11 protein-coding genes are annotated in these 15,446 nt (G+C 58.5%); 3 read left to right on the plus strand and 8 right to left on the minus strand.

The features are described 5' to 3' along the window. Window positions 1-8 precede the first annotated feature (8 nt). The 4 genes from ACTWLJ_RS09765 to rpsU all read right to left on the minus strand — a co-directional run bounded on the left by ACTWLJ_RS09765 (window position 9) and on the right by rpsU (window position 8,457). Window positions 9-3,755, minus strand: coding sequence for a bifunctional diguanylate cyclase/phosphodiesterase (locus tag ACTWLJ_RS09765; protein ID WP_445180695.1), 3,747 nt, complete (start codon window positions 3,753-3,755; stop codon window positions 9-11). 126 nt (window positions 3,756-3,881) lie between these two features. After that, window positions 3,882-5,723 carry an RNA polymerase sigma factor RpoD gene (gene rpoD, locus ACTWLJ_RS09770; protein ID WP_445180696.1) on the minus strand — a complete coding sequence of 614 codons (1,842 nt, stop codon included), beginning with the start codon at window positions 5,721-5,723 and terminating at the stop codon, window positions 3,882-3,884. A gap of 67 nt (window positions 5,724-5,790) precedes the next feature. Beyond that, the gene (gene dnaG / locus ACTWLJ_RS09775) at window positions 5,791-7,755 is read right to left on the minus strand and encodes a DNA primase (protein ID WP_445180697.1); all 1,965 of its coding nucleotides are present in this window, start codon (window positions 7,753-7,755) and stop codon (window positions 5,791-5,793) included. Window positions 7,756-8,241: 486 nt separating this feature from the next. Continuing rightward, window positions 8,242-8,457, minus strand: a complete 216-nt coding sequence (gene rpsU, locus ACTWLJ_RS09780) for a 30S ribosomal protein S21 (RefSeq protein ID WP_002551877.1) — start codon at window positions 8,455-8,457, stop codon at window positions 8,242-8,244. A gap of 199 nt (window positions 8,458-8,656) precedes the next feature. On the opposite strand from rpsU, the gene tsaD reads away from it, so the two are divergent. Beyond that, complete coding sequence (gene tsaD / locus ACTWLJ_RS09785) at window positions 8,657-9,682, plus strand: tRNA (adenosine(37)-N6)-threonylcarbamoyltransferase complex transferase subunit TsaD (RefSeq protein WP_401221384.1); 1,026 nt, start codon at window positions 8,657-8,659, stop codon at window positions 9,680-9,682. Window positions 9,683-9,705: 23 nt separating this feature from the next. Here tsaD and plsY read toward each other — a convergent pair whose 3' ends face one another. Continuing rightward, window positions 9,706-10,275 carry a glycerol-3-phosphate 1-O-acyltransferase PlsY gene (gene plsY / locus ACTWLJ_RS09790; RefSeq protein ID WP_445180698.1) on the minus strand — a complete coding sequence of 190 codons (570 nt, stop codon included), beginning with the start codon at window positions 10,273-10,275 and terminating at the stop codon, window positions 9,706-9,708. 74 nt (window positions 10,276-10,349) lie between these two features. On the opposite strand from plsY, the gene folB reads away from it, so the two are divergent. Next, window positions 10,350-10,706: a dihydroneopterin aldolase gene (gene folB / locus ACTWLJ_RS09795; RefSeq protein WP_445180699.1), complete on the plus strand. Its 357-nt coding sequence runs from the start codon at window positions 10,350-10,352 to the stop codon at window positions 10,704-10,706. Next, a complete protein-coding gene (gene folK / locus ACTWLJ_RS09800) occupies window positions 10,697-11,215 on the plus strand; it encodes a 2-amino-4-hydroxy-6-hydroxymethyldihydropteridine diphosphokinase (protein ID WP_445180700.1) in 519 nt (172 codons plus the stop codon). Before folB ends, folK begins: the two co-directional genes overlap by 10 nt. A gap of 81 nt (window positions 11,216-11,296) precedes the next feature. On the opposite strand, the gene ACTWLJ_RS09805 is transcribed toward folK, so the two are convergent. From ACTWLJ_RS09805 to ACTWLJ_RS09815, 3 genes are all read right to left on the minus strand, one after another. Beyond that, window positions 11,297-12,526 (minus strand): multifunctional CCA addition/repair protein, encoded by a 1,230-nt coding sequence (locus ACTWLJ_RS09805; protein WP_445180701.1) that lies wholly within the window; start codon window positions 12,524-12,526, stop codon window positions 11,297-11,299. Between the two features lie 63 nt (window positions 12,527-12,589). After that, on the minus strand, window positions 12,590-14,152 hold the full coding sequence (locus tag ACTWLJ_RS09810) for a SpoVR family protein (protein ID WP_445180702.1): 1,563 nt from the start codon (window positions 14,150-14,152) through the stop codon (window positions 12,590-12,592). After that, window positions 14,149-15,420, minus strand: a complete 1,272-nt coding sequence (locus tag ACTWLJ_RS09815; RefSeq protein WP_329697247.1) for a YeaH/YhbH family protein — start codon at window positions 15,418-15,420, stop codon at window positions 14,149-14,151. The genes ACTWLJ_RS09810 and ACTWLJ_RS09815 overlap by 4 nt, the downstream gene beginning before the upstream one ends. Window positions 15,421-15,446: the final 26 nt, after the last annotated feature.

Genomic DNA, 15,446 nt, shown 5'->3' on the forward strand with positions numbered 1-15,446 from the left:
GCCGCGGATTATAGCGACGGTTTCTCGGCTGTGCTATCCGAAAAATCCGATACGGTAATACGCAGAAACGTTGCGGCGAATTCTTCTGGTGGTAACGGCAGGCTGACGATGTAGCCCTGGATCTGTTCGCAGCCTTCGGCGGCGAGGAATTGTTGCTGCGCCTGGGTTTCCACGCCTTCGGCAATCACGGTGAATTGCATGCTGCGGCCCAGTGCGATGATGGCGCGCACAATCGCCGCGTCGTGGGGGTCGTCGGGCAATCCGCGGACGAAAGACTGATCGATCTTGAGGATATCCAGCGGCAAACGCTTGAGGTAACTGAGCGAAGAATAACCAGTGCCGAAGTCGTCAATCGCCAGTTGTACGCCGAGGTGTTTGAGTTGGTGCAGCACGGCCAGCGCTTCTTCAGCCTGACTCATGATGAAGTTTTCGGTAATTTCCAGTTGCAGTAAATCCGGCCTGAGACGGTTTTCCTTCAGCAGTTGTTCGATGCGCCCGAGCAAATTCGGCTGACGCAGTTGCGCGCCGGCGAGGTTGACCGACAGCGGCGTCTGGCAATCGTAGATCTGGCTCCACTCGAACATCTGCCGGCAGGCGGTTTCCAGCACCCAATCGCCGATCTGCAGGATCATGCCGTTCTCTTCGGCCAGCGGAATAAAGTGCTCCGGAGGTACTTCGCCGAACGTTGGGTGACGCCAGCGGATCAGTGCCTCGGCGCCCACCAAGCGATGGTCTTCGAGGCTGATTTTCGGTTGGTAATAAAGATGTAGTTCGTTGCGCTCGATGGCTCGCCGCAATTCGTGCTCCAACGCGACTCGTTCGCTGGCCTGCGCGGTGAGGTCGCGGGTGTAACTCTCGACTCGGTTGCGACCCTTGGCCTTGGAGCGGTACATCGCGGCGTCAGCGTTTTTGACCAGCGTGGCGACGTCGCAACCGTCCTGTGGATAAAGGCTGGTGCCGATACTGGCGCTGATGAAAAACTCGTGCTCGCCCGCCTGGAACGGCGCGCCGAAGCAATTGAGCAGTTTGGTGGCGATATTGTCGGCGTCACTTGCTTGTTGCAGGCCGGGCAGCAGGATGATGAATTCATCGCCACCGAGTCGCGCCACGGTGTCGATATCACGCAGCTGTTCCTTGAGGCGCACGGCGATGCCCTTGAGTAGCAGGTCACCGACCGGATGGCCGAGGCTGTCATTGATGTGTTTGAAGCGGTCGAGGTCAAGGAATAACACCGCACCTTGACCGCCATTTTCCTGTTGGCCGTTGAGCGCCATCAGCAGGCGGCTTTCAAACAGCGTGCGATTCGGCAGGCCGGTAAGCGGGTCGTGGTGTGCCTGATAATCGAGTTTGGCCTGGGCATGCTTGAGGCTGGAGATGTCAGCGAACACTGCGACAAAGTGAGTGATGAATTTGTCGCGATTGCGCACGGCGCTGATGGTCAGCCAGCTCGGATACAGCTCGCCATTTTTGCGCCGATTGGAAATCTCGCCCTGCCAGTGACCTTCGTCGGTCAACTGGTGCCACATCGCAGCATAAAACGCGCTGTCATGCAGGCCGGAGGCGAGCAGCCGCGGGGTATGGCCGAGGGCTTCGCTTTCGCTGTAGCCGGTAATTTCGGTGAAGGCACGGTTAACCGCGCTGATGTGCTGCTGAGTGTCGGTGATCAATACACCTTCGGCGGTACTCTCAAACACGGTCGCGGCCTGCTGCAGTTTTTCCTGCATCAGGTGGCGTTCGGTAATGTCCCGGGCGATGGTCAGCATGCAGTCTTCATCGCCAATCGGCAGCGGACGGCTGGAGACTTCGCAGAGGCGAATCTGCCCGTCACTGCGGCGGATATGGCAGGTAAAGTCACGGACAAACCCGTCGCGGTGCAACAGATCAAGCATCTGTTTGCGCTCGTTGAGATTGACCCAGATCCCCAGATCCAGCGCCGAACGATCCACCGACATGGCGCTGTTGAAGCCGGTGATGCGGCTAAAACCGTCGTTGACCTCCAGCAGCAAGCCATCGCTCTGGCGCGACAGCAGCAAGCCGTCCGGCGAGGCGTGGAAAGCTTTGGCGAACTTCTCTTCGGAGGTTTGCAGTTGCTGTTGGGTTTCCTTGAGCTGAGTGATGTCGCGTACCACCACCACCAGCGCCGGCGTGGTGTCGAGATCGAATGGCTCGGCAGAAATCAGCCCGGTAAACACTTGGCCGTTGTTACGGCGAAAGGGCATTTCCAGGTTGCGGATGCTGCCGGCCTGCAAGCGCTGCAACAGTCCCGGGCCGACCCCGGGAATACCCCATATATTCAGTTCGGTGGCGGTTTGGCCCACGACTTCTTCGGCTTTCAGTCCGATCTGTTCTTCAAAGGCTTCGTTGACTTCAAGCAGGCAGCCGTCGGAGAGCCGCGCGATCACCAGAATGTCCGGGCATTGCTGGAATACCGAGGCGAACTTCTGCTCCGACAGACGCAGTGCTTCTTCGGTGCGCTTGGTTTCACTGATGTCGATCATCAAACCGCGCATCACCGGCTCGTGACCATGCTCGATCAGGCTGACGATGTCGCGCACCCAGAGGCAACGCCCGTCGGCAGTAATCACCCGGTAGTCGAGGGTGTGATCGCGCCCTTCGCGCACGGCCTGATCGCAGATGCCTTGGGCTCGAGTCAGGTCGGCAGGGTGAATGATGTTGCGCCAGAAGCCCGGAATCAGCCAATGCGACTGCGGATAGCCGAGCAGATCTTCGGCGTGCGGAGAAACATAGCTGTAGGTGAAGTCGCTCATCCGCGCTTCCCAGGCGATGGCCGACAGGCTCTCGACCAAGCCGCGATAGTGATATTCGCTGCTGCGCAGTTCCTGTTCGAGGTCGACGCGGCGGGCGATTTCCGAACTCAGACGCCGATTGATGCGAATCACCACGGCCAGCACGATCACCAGCAGGAGCAGGCCGGGCAGGCCGTAGACCAGCAAGTCCGACCAGAACGTCCGGTGATCGAGGACACTGCCGACCCAGTGTTCCTGAATGCTGCTGATTTCTTCCGGGGTCATGTCGGCAATGACTTTGTCCAGAATGCCTACCAGCATCTTGTTGTCGCGGGGCACGCCCATCGCCAGTTGATAGCGGTACGGGGTTTCACCACTGACATACAAACCGTCGAGCTTGAGTTGGCGCAGGCTCCAGACACTGGAAGCGAGATCGCCGACCACAGCGTCCACTTCATCAGTCGCCAGCGCCTGCAATGCCGAGCTGACATTGGGCATGGCCACCAGATTCAGATCCGGATGGTGGGTGCGCAGCAATTCGTGAGGGGCGTAGTTTTCCACTACGGCAATCTTCAAACCGTACAGGTCTTCAATCTTGCGCGGCTGCGCGCCGCCGACGTGGGCGAGGATGACAATCGGAAAGTCGAGATAGGGGCGGGTGAACGACAGATAGTTCTGGCGCTCTGGTGTGGACATGATGCCCGGCAGCAGGTCGATTTTGCCCTTTTTCACCTGCTCCAGCACTTCGGTCCAGCTCGACGGCTCGACGGGCGTGAGTTTGATCGCCAGGCGTTGGCGGATCACGTCGATATAGTCCGCAGCGAGGCCTTGATAACGGCTCTGTTCGTCACGGAACTCAAACGGCGGCCATGAAGCATCTACACCCAGACGCAAATCGGGGTGAGCCGCCAGCCAGCTACGTTCTTCATCGGTCAGAGTCAGCGCGTCAGCCGTTGCGGTCCAGATCATCAGTGACAGCAAAAAAAGCACGGACGCCAGTCTGGGCATAACGGTCTCGTTATGGCTCGGGGGTGAATGTTTCGAGTGTAGACGGGGTATGCGGGGGAGGGGCGTTGTGAGGAATTTAATCTGCCATATAAACAAAACCCCCGGCCTGGGCCGGGGGTTCTGGTATCACTCGTCGAGGAAGGAGCGCAGATGCTCGCTTCGCGTCGGGTGGCGCAGCTTGCGCAGCGCCTTGGCTTCGATCTGACGAATCCGCTCACGCGTTACGTCAAACTGTTTGCCCACTTCTTCGAGTGTGTGGTCGGTGTTCATGTCGATACCGAAACGCATGCGCAGTACTTTGGCTTCACGGGCAGTGAGGCCGGACAGCACTTCGCGAGTCGCTTCTTTCAGGCTCTCGACAGTGGCGACATCGATTGGCGACTGCATGGTCGAGTCTTCGATGAAGTCACCCAGATGAGAGTCTTCGTCATCACCGATCGGGGTTTCCATGGAGATCGGCTCTTTAGCGATCTTCAATACCTTGCGGATTTTGTCCTCAGGCATTTCCATGCGTTCGCCCAGCTCTTCCGGCGTCGGTTCACGACCCATTTCCTGCAACATCTGGCGGGAAATACGGTTGAGCTTGTTGATCGTCTCGATCATGTGCACCGGAATACGGATGGTGCGGGCCTGGTCGGCGATCGAGCGAGTGATCGCCTGACGGATCCACCAGGTGGCATAAGTCGAGAACTTGTAACCACGACGGTATTCGAACTTGTCTACCGCTTTCATCAGACCGATGTTGCCTTCCTGGATCAGATCGAGGAATTGCAGGCCACGGTTGGTGTACTTCTTGGCGATCGAGATCACCAGACGCAAGTTGGCTTCAACCATCTCTTTCTTCGCGCGGCGGGCCTTGGCCTCACCGATCGACATGCGACGGTTGATGTCCTTGATTTCAGCGATGGTCAAACCGGTTTCGGTTTCCAGCGCGGTCAGCTTCTGCTGGCAACGGATGATGTCCGGCTGCACACGAGCAATGGCTTCGGCGTACTTGCTTTTGCCTTTGGCCAGAGCGTCGGACCAGCTTTCGTCGACTTCGTTACCCGGGAACTGACGCAGGAAATCGGCGCGTGGCATACGTGCATCACGTACACACAGTTGCATGATCGCGCGCTCTTGCTGACGCAGACGATCCAGGGCACCGCGAACACGCTCGACCAGGCCTTCGAATTGCTTCGGCACCAGTTTGATCGGCATGAACAGCTCGGCCAGTGCCAACAACTCGGCAATCGTTGCCTTATTGCTGCGACCGTGCTTTTTCAGGGCCTTGCGGGTGATTTCCATCTGGTCGGCGACTGCACCAAAACGCTGGGCAGCGATAACCGGATCAGGACCGCTTTCGGCTTCTTCTTCGTCATCGGAAGATTCGGCTTCATCTTCTTCGGTATCGTCGTCGGCCTTGGCGGCTTTCGCCTCGACTGGCGGCGGCACTTCGGCAGGCGGCGCAATGCCGTCGTCCGGGTCGATGTAACCGCTCAGGACGTCGGACAGGCGACCACCTTCGGTGGTGACGCGAGTGTACTCGGAAAGAATATGGTCGACCGTGCCAGGGAAGTGCGCGATTGCGCTCATCACTTCACGGATGCCTTCTTCGATACGTTTGGCGATTTCAATTTCGCCTTCACGAGTCAGAAGCTCGACTGTACCCATTTCACGCATGTACATGCGCACCGGGTCAGTGGTGCGACCGATATCGGTCTCCACCGCTGCCAGCGCGGCTGCTGCTTCTTCCGCAGCGGCCTCGTCGGTATCGGCGTCGGCCAACATAAGGGCGTCCGCATCCGGAGCACTCTCGTGAACGGGGATCCCCATGTCGTTAATCATGCGGATGATGTCTTCCACCTGCTCAGGATCTGAAATATCCTCGGGCAGGTGGTCGTTGACCTCGGCGTAAGTCAGATACTTCTGCTCACGACCAAGCTTGATCAACTCAATAATACGAGACTGTTGCGCTTTTCCGGACATAACACCCTATCCACTGAAGGTCTTGGCGGGCAAAAAACAAGCCGAGGATTATACCTGAGCTATGACCTCACGCGCCAGTTGAGGTCGGGCTTGATGCGGAAACATTGCGACTTAGTAGGTCGCGCAGTTGATTTTTCTCTTCGATACTCAGTTCGCTTTGACGGGCTTTCCTGAGTAACTGTTCAAGATTTCGCTCGCGTTGGCGGGCTGACAAGCTAGTAATGGTGTCGAAAAACTGTTGTTCAAGGTTGTCACCGTCAATCAGCCATTCCTTTTCTGCCAATGCCTTTAACAGGCGTCCCTGTTCAGTGCCGTGCCATCGCGCGATCAACTGAAATGAGTTTAGCTTGGGATTCTTCTGTACGGCTTCGAGCAGCGCCACAAGTAGCTGGGCATTGGTCTGATTTTCGTCCGCAATGTGCCCGGCGTCTTCGACGCGCTCGGCCAGTTGTGGGTGATGAAGCAGTGTTCGCAGGGCAGTCAGGGTCGGCGACTCGACGCCAATCGGCGTGCGCTGGCGTTGCGGTTGATCGCGATCACCGCGCTTGCCGTTCTTGTCCCATGGCTTTTTGTCCCACTTCTTGCCGCCGGCACCGGGTTTTTTCGGCGTCCACTCCTGCTGCGGCGCATACATGTCTTGCGCCTGCGGCTGATGGTAGTCGCTGTAGTCCGGCATTGCGTCGTAATCGATGCCCGGATCGTAGGCGGGCGGCGCTTCCTGCGGCGCACTTTGCGCGAGCTGACTGACGGTCTCGCTGCTCAGGCCGGTGATTTCGGTCAGGCGCTGACGCATCAGAATGCGCAGGTTGGCGCCCGGTACTTTATCGATCAGCGGTGCGGCGAGGGTGGCCATATGGGCCTTGCCTTCGAGCGAGCGTGGATCGGACTCTTCGGTCAGTTGCTGGAAGAAATAATCAGCCAGCGGCTGCGCATGCTGGTTGATCCGGGCGCGGAAGGCATCGGTGCCCTCGGCGCGAACCAGGGTGTCGGGGTCTTCGCCCTCGGGCAAAAACAGGAATCGCGCCCGGCGTCCGTCTTGCAGGCAGGGCAGCGTCGCTTCCAGTGCGCGCCACGCGGCATTACGGCCGGCCTGGTCGCCGTCGAAGCAGAACAATACGTTCGGCACGACGCGGAACAGGCGCTTGAGGTGTTCTTCGCTGGTGGCAGTGCCAAGCGTCGCGACGGCATTGCGCAGGCCTTGCTGGGCGAGGGCGATGACGTCCATATAACCTTCGACGACGATGATTTCGTCGAGGTTGCGATTGTTCTTGCGCGCTTCATAGAGGCCGTAGAGTTCCTGGCCTTTATGGAATACCGGGGTTTCCGGTGAGTTCAGGTATTTCGGTTTGTCGTCGCCAAGCACTCGACCACCGAAGGCGATGATCCGCCCGCGGGTGTCGCGAATCGGGAACATCACGCGATCGCGGAAGCGGTCATAGCGTTTGCCGGTTTCGGCGTTCTCGATCAGCAGGCCGGCGTCGACCATGGCTTTTTGTTGCAGGGTATCGCTGCTCAAGTGCTTGAACAGGTTGTCCCAGCCCGGCGGCGCGAAACCGAGGCCGAAGTCCCGTGCAATCTCGCCGGTCAGGCCGCGTCCCTTGAGGTAATCCACTGCGGCTTTGCGCGATGGATGACTCTTGAGTGACTGCCGATAAAAATCGGCGGCGGCGGTGAGCAGCGGATACAGCGGTGAATCCGTCGGCTGTCGCGGCTTGTGCGGGCGACCGCTTTCCTCGCGAGGAATCTCCATGCCGGCGGCTTTGGCCAGATCTTCGATGGCCTGGGGGAAATCCAGGTTGTCGTGATCCATGAGAAAACCGAGCGCGTTACCGCCCGCGCCGCAGCCGAAGCAATAATAGAACTGCTTGTCGGGGCTGACGCTGAAGGACGGGGTTTTCTCTTTGTGAAACGGGCAGCAGGCGGTGTAATTCTTGCCAGCCTTCTTCAATTGCACGCGCGAGCTGACCACGTCGACGATGTCGGTGCGGTTCAGCAGGTCGTCAATGAAGCTCTGGGGAATCAGCCCGGCCATGGCGTACTCGTCGTCTGTGCTGCAATAAGTCCGATACGAAAGGCGTTCGGACGCGGGTCGATGTTTGAAGCACGCAAAATGTGCGGCTCGACCGGTGTCGTCTGCGTAATCGCTGTCGGGAAGTGTATCTGCCGAAAATCCACTGACGTTAGTACCAATCAGTTTTCGACTATTTGAAAGTGTTGCGCTGAATCCGCTGACGGCCGGTTAAGGGCCTCGGATAGCTCAATAAAGCGGGCACGCATGCAGGTGCCTTGGGCTGATCGTCGTGAGAGGAATCAGTGGGTGTGCTCGTCAGTAGCCTTGAAAGGCTCGTCAGAAAAGACGTGCACCGCTGGCAAAAGAGCCAGGTCTGACGTGTGAAGCAGATTCATCTCGGTCGCGTGTGCGGCTTCGACGGTGAAGCATCAAGCGTTTTACGCAAATGCCATTAGCCCGGCTGAGAGCCGGGCTTAGGCAAAGAAGCTTGCTACGAACGTCTGTGTATTAGTACAGACGAACGGCGCGGCGCTGTTCGCGCTGAACTTTCTTGGCGTGACGCTTAACAGCGGCTGCTGCTTTGCGCTTACGCTCAGAAGTTGGCTTCTCGTAAAATTCGCGGCTACGAACTTCAGCCAGTACACCGGCTTTTTCGCAGGAGCGCTTGAAACGACGCAGAGCTACGTCGAAGGGTTCGTTCTCTTTAACTTTGACGGCTGGCATCCAGAGCTACCTTCATTCATTACCGGGGTCAACATCCTCGCGGCAAAAGAGCACTTGAAGACGTCGGTTTTTAAGGGTTGCGGATGTTAACCCCTCATCGCTCGGAATGCAAAGCCTCTGATCGAAAACCGCTGGTCGGGGCATCACTCGGGGACTATTATGCGCGCCTTCGAATTCAGCCTAAACAAGGCGCAAACCCATGCTAGTACTGGGATTAGAAACCTCCTGCGACGAAACCGGCGTCGCATTATATGACAGTGAACGTGGCCTGCTGGCCGACGCATTGTTCAGCCAGATCGACCTGCATCGCGCCTATGGTGGCGTGGTGCCGGAGCTGGCCTCGCGTGATCACGTCAAGCGCATGCTGCCTTTGATTCGTCAGGTGTTGGCCGAGGCCGACTGCGTGCCGACCGAGATCGACGCCATCGCCTATACCGCGGGTCCTGGCCTGGTCGGGGCGTTGTTGGTCGGTGCTTCCTGCGCTCAGGCTTTGGCGTTTGCCTGGGGCATTCCTGCGCTCGGCGTGCACCACATGGAAGGTCATTTGCTGGCGCCGATGCTGGAGGCACAACCGCCGGAATTCCCGTTCGTCGCTTTGTTGGTCTCCGGCGGTCATACGCAGCTGGTTCAGGTCGATGGTATCGGCCAATACACCTTGCTCGGCGAGACGCTCGACGACGCAGCCGGTGAAGCGTTCGACAAAACCGCGAAGATGATGGGGCTCAATTACCCCGGCGGTCCGGAAATCGCCAAACTGGCGGAGCAGGGCGTCGCAGGACGCTTCACTTTCCCGCGTCCGATGTGCGATCGCCCGGGGCTGGATTTCAGCTTCAGCGGCTTGAAAACCTCCGCGCTCAACACCTGGCAGCAATGTGTCAGCGCCGGGGACGACGGCGAACAAGCCCGTTGCGACATCGCTCTGGCGTTCCAGCAGGCCGTGGTGGAGACTTTGACCTTCAAGTGCAAGCGAGCCCTGAAACAGGCTGGCATGAAGCGCCTGGTGATCGCTGGCGGCGTCAGCGCCAATAAGGCGCTGCGTGTTTCGCTGGAAAAAATGCTCGGCGACATGAAGGGCGATGTGTTTTACGCACGTCCGGAGTTCTGCACCGATAACGGCGCGATGATCGCGTTCGCCGGATGCCAGCGTCTACAGGCGGGTCAGCACGAAAGTCTGGCGATCAGCGTGCAGGCGCGCTGGCCGATGGAGCAGTTGTCGGCGCTGTGATGAGTGGTATTCATGGGCGGCATTTAAAAATGCCGTTCGCGCCCGGCAAACAGGTCGCGTAGATTGCCGCGATGGCGCCAGACGATCAGCAGCGTCAACGCGCTCATCGGCAACAGCGCCTCGGGTTCTTGCCAGGCGAGCAGTGGCAAGGTCAGCGGCGTGGCAATCAGCGCCGCCAGCGAGCTGGTGCGAGTCAGGTAGAACGTCAGCAGCCAGGCGCACACCGCCAGCAGCGCGGCGGGTGGGTACAGGCCCAGCAGCATACCGGCGGCGGTGGCGACACCTTTGCCGCCGCGAAAACGGAAATACAGTGGGAACAGGTGACCGATCACGGCGCAGACGCCGATCCAGGCCTGGTCCTGCAGCGACAGGCCGATTGCCGAGGCGAGCAGCACCGGCAGCAGGCCTTTGCACAGATCACCCAGCAGGGTCAGGATCGCGAGTTTGCGACCGGCCAGGCGCAGCATGTTGGTAGCGCCGGCATTGCCCGAGCCACTCATTCGCGGGTCCGGATTTCCGGTCAGGCGGCTGAGCAAAATGGCGAAGGACAGAGAGCCGAGCAGGTAGGCGAGAGTCGCCAGTAACCAAAACATGCTAACTATTCCGGGCGAGGACGCCCTGATTCTAACGGCGCATTGCGCCCTTGTCGTGCAGTGGAGAGAAGTGCGTGGACAGAGTGTTTATCGAGGGCCTGGAAGTCGACACCGTGATTGGTGCCTACGACTGGGAGCGCGGCATCCGACAGTGTCTGCGCCTTGATCTGAGCTTCGCCTGGGACAACCGCCCGGCAGCGGCCGGCGACGATCTGACCATGGCGCTCGATTACGCCAGTGTTTCCACGCGAATTCAGGACTTTGCCGAGCAGGCTCAGTTCCAACTGGTCGAGACCTTTGCCGAGCGTCTGGTCGAAGTGCTGATGAGCGAATTCAAGATCACCTGGATTCGTTTGAAGCTGACCAAACCAGGTGCCGTCCCGGCTGCCAAGGGTGGCGTGGGTGTGGAGATCGAGCGCGGATGTCGCTGACTCAGGTTTACCTCGGGCTCGGTAGCAATATCGAGCGCGAAACCCATTTGCGTGCGGGGCTGGATGCGCTGGACGCGTTTCTGGTAGATATCCGCTGTTCGGCGGTGTTCGAGAGTCAGCCAGTGGGGATCAAGAGCGGGCCGTTCTTCAATTTCGTGGTGTCGGCATATACCGATCTGCCCTTGATGGAGCTGGATCGTCGCTTGAAATTCATTGAGGCGGACAACGGGCGTTATGCACCGGATCGCAAGGGTTTGCCGCTGGACATCGACGTGTTGTTGTACGGCGATCTGGTGGGCAACTTTGACGGTTTGATCCTGCCTCGGGCAGAAATTCTGAAAAATGCTTTTGTGTTGTGGCCGCTGTCGCTGATTGCGCCGGATCGTGTGCATCCTGGTGTAGGCAAAAGCTTCGCCGCTATGTGGGCTGAAGCGCAGATTGATCAGGTGTTGGCGCCGGTTGCGTTCGAGTGGAGGGGCGAACAGCTCACGCCTTCGGATCTGCTTTGATCTGGCGGACGCTTTCGCGAGCAGGCTCGCTCCCACAGGAGACCCGGTCCAATGTGGGAGCGAGCCTGCTCGCGAAGTTCTTCACGCTGACGCCTTTTCTCTATAAGCCTTCAACGCCTTGAGCCGCTCGCGCTTGAGCGCTTCGCCCAGCTCCGGGCCCTTGAAACCCTGCTCCAGCAACGGCTGCACCGCCACACCACGCGCAACAGTCGCCGCGCCGCGCAGATAATCCGCTTGTGGATAACTGCGCTGCTCCAGTCCTTTGCGTCCTCGGGCATCCATTTCGCAAGCGACGATGAATTCCTCAAAGCGCTGCGGCCGACGATACACGTCAAAACTCTGCAGCAGCTCCAGCAACGTCGAGGCCTTCAACTCCAGGGCGCGGTGCCCGTGGGTGTGATATTGGCCGACGAGCAGTGCCAGTTCCTGGCAATCCTTCGGTGCCTTGAACCGTTCGTTGACCGCACTGATCAGCTTCAGCCCCTTGTGCTCGTGGGCGATGTGCCGTGGCCACTCTTCTTCGGGCGTCAGGCCTTTGCCGAGATCATGCAGCAGGCAGGCCCAACGCACGGTCAGCGGTTGTTTATGGATGGCCGACTGCTCGAGCACGCTCAGAGTGTGGATGCCACTGTCGATTTCCGGGTGATGCGCCTCGGGTTGCGGAACCCCGAACAATGCGTCGACTTCAGGCATCAGCACCTTCAGCGCGCCGCAGTCGCGCAACACCTGGATAAACACCTGTGGTTGATCTTCCATCAGCGCCCGGGAGATTTCTTTCCAGCTGCGCTCGGCGGTCAGCGCTTCAAGTTCGCCGGATTCACTGAGCTGACGCATCAGTTCCAGAGTCTCGGGGGCGACGGTAAAGCCCAGGCCGGCGTAGCGGGCAGCGAAGCGCGCAACCCGCAGTACACGGAGAGGATCTTCGGCGAACGCCGGGGAAACGTGGCGTAAAATTCGCGCTTCAAGATCGCGCTGGCCGTGATAGGGGTCGGTCAATTGTTGCTGATTGTCCTCGGCCATGGCGTTGATAGTCAGGTCGCGACGGATCAAATCTTCTTCAAGTGTGACGTCAGGGCTGGCGTGAAAAGTGAAACCGCCATAACCGCGACCACTCTTGCGCTCGGTGCGGGCGAGGGCGTATTCCTCGCCGCTTTTCGGGTGCAGGAATACCGGAAAATCGGCTCCCACTGGACGATAGCCCTTGGCGAGCATCTCTTCGGCGGTAGCGCCAACCACCACCCAATCGATATCGGTGACCGGTTTACCCAGCAAGCGATCACGTACCGCGCCGCCGACCTTATAAATCTGCATAAAAAACCTCCGTTAGCCCGACAGAATAACCCTTGCGTCGGACTTTCGGAGGCCAGAACCGATTCAAAGATGAATGACGGCCAGATCGAGTCGGCCGTAATCACCTTCGCTATGTTCGCCGCGTGGCGGAACGTGATGGGTTTTCATGATCTGGTCGCCTTGCAGGGTTTCCAGATGAATGTCGAAGCCCCACAACCGATGCAGATGTTTGAGCACTTCGTCGGTGGAGTCGCCCAGCGGTTTGCGGTCGTGTTGCTGATGACGAAGGGTAAGTGAGCGGTCGCCGCGCCGGTCGATGCTGTAAATCTGCACGTTCGGCTCACGATTGCCGAGGTTGTACTGCGCTGCCAGGGTTTCGCGGATGATCCGATAGCCCGTCTCATCGTGGATTGCTGGCACCAGCAGATCGTCTTTCTGGTCGTCATCGAGAATGCTGAACAGCTTCAGATCGCGGATCACCTGCGGTGACAGGTACTGCAGGATGAAGCTCTCGTCCTTGAAGCTGCTCATGGCGAACTTGATGGTCGACAACCAGTCGGTACCGGCAATGTCCGGGAACCAGCGGTAGTCCTCTTCGGTAGGTTTCTCGCACATGCGCCGAATGTCGCGGTACATGGCAAAGCCCAGTGCATAGGGGTTGATGCCGCTGTAATAGGGGCTGTCGAAGCCTGGCTGAAATACCACACTGGTGTGGGAAGTCAGGAACTCCATCATGAAACCTTCGGTGACCAGCCCTTCGTCGTACAGGTCGTTCATCAAGGTGTAGTGCCAGAACGTCGCCCAGCCTTCGTTCATCACCTGTGTCTGGCGTTGCGGGTAGAAATACTGGGCGATCTTGCGCACGATCCGCACGATTTCCCGCTGCCATGGCTCCAGCAGCGGCGCGTGTTTCTCGATGAAATACAGAATGTTTTCCTGGGGCTCGGCCGGGAAGCGCGCGTTGTCCTTGTCGCTGTACTTGTCAGCGCCTTTGGGAATGGTGCGCCAGAGGTCGTTGATCTGCTTTTGCATGTGCTCTTCGCGATCCTTTTGCCGCCGGCGTTCTTCTTCGGCGGAAATCGGATACGGGCGTTTGTAGCGATCCACGCCGTAGTTCATCAGTGCATGGCAGGAGTCGAGCAAGTCCTCTACCGCATCGATACCGTGGCGCTCTTCGCATTGCATGATGTACTGCTTGGCAAACACCAGGTAATCGATGATCGAACTGGCATCGGTCCATGTGCGGAACAGGTAATTACCCTTGAAGAAACTGTTGTGACCGTAACACGCATGCGCCACCACCAGTGCCTGCATGCAGATGGTGTTCTCTTCCATCAGATAGGCGATGCACGGGTCCGAGTTGATCACGATCTCGTAGGCCAGCCCCATCTGGCCGCGACTGTAGGATTTCTCGGTGCTGAGGAAGTGTTTGCCATAGGACCAATGGTGATAGCCCAAAGGCATGCCGACCGAGGCGTAGGCGTCCATCATTTGCTCGGCGGTGATCACTTCGATCTGGTTGGGATAGGTGTCCAGCGCATAACCGGCCGCGATACGGGCGATTTCACGGTCGTAGGTCTGGATCAGCTCGAACGTCCATTCGGAGCCGGTGGAGATAGGTTGGCGCTTCTGCTCTTTGGCGGTCATGTCACTAACCTGCGCTGGAAGAGTTCACGGAAGACCGGATAGATATCCCCGGCCGAGACCAGTTGCTGTTGGGCAAACGTGTCGGAAAAGGCTTCAGCAATGCGCTCGTATTCGTACCACAGGGCCTGGTGTTCGCGCGGTGTGATCTCTACGTAAGTGTAGTACTGCACAAACGGCATGATCTGGTTGATCAGAATGTCGCGGCAGATCGGCGAATCATCATTCCAGTTGTCGCCGTCGGAGGCCTGAGCGGCATAAATGTTCCACTCGTTGCTCGGATAACGCTCGGCCATGATCTCCTGCATCAGTTTCAGTGCACTGGAAACAATGGTGCCGCCGGTTTCCCGCGAGTAGAAAAACTCTTCTTCGTCGACTTCCCGGGCGCTGGTGTGGTGCCGGATGAATACCACATCAATCTTGTCGTAATTGCGCTTGAGGAACAGATACAACAGGATGAAAAAGCGCTTGGCGATGTCCTTGGTCGCCTGGGTCATGGAGCCGGAAACGTCCATCAGGCAAAACATCACTGCCTTCGAGCTGGGGTTGGGCTGCTTGATCAGCAAGTTGTACTTGAGATCGAAGGTGTCGAGAAACGGCACGCGATGGATACGCGCACTGAGTTTTTCGATTTCCGCTTCGATTTCCTGAATATCGCCGAAGTTATCCGGTTCTTCGCGTTTTAACCGCGCCAGCTCTTCCTTGGCTTCGCGAAGTTTTGCCCGGCTGCTGCCGGACAGCGCAATACGTCGCGCATGAGCTGAACGCAGAGTGCGGATGATATTGATCCGCGACGGGTTGCCCTCGTTGCTGATGCCCGCGCGTACGGTTTTGAAGGTGTCGGTGCCGCTCAGGTTGCGCTTGACCAGATTCGGCAGTTCGAGGTCTTCGAACATGAACTCGAGAAATTCTTCCTGGGTGATCTGGAAAACAAACTCGTCCATGCCTTCGCCGGAGTTACCGGCCTTGCCCGGCCCGCGTCCGCCGCCACCTCCAGGAGGGCGGGCGATGTGCTCGCCAGCGGTGAACTCCTTGTTGCCCGGGTGAACCACGGTCTGTTTGCCGCCGCGACCATGGTGAAGCACCGGTTCGTCGATATCGCGACCGGGAATGCTGATCTGTTCGCCGTGTTCCATATCGGTGATGGAGCGCCGGCTGACCGCCTCTTCGACGGCCTTCTTGATGTGATCACGGTAACGCCGCAAAAAGCGCTGGCGGTTCACCGTGCTCTTGTTCTTGCCATTGAGGCGTCGGTCGATCACATAGCTCATAGAGGCCCTCCGGGCAGCTTCAAGTT

The organism is Pseudomonas sp. McL0111 (assembly GCF_052567255.1).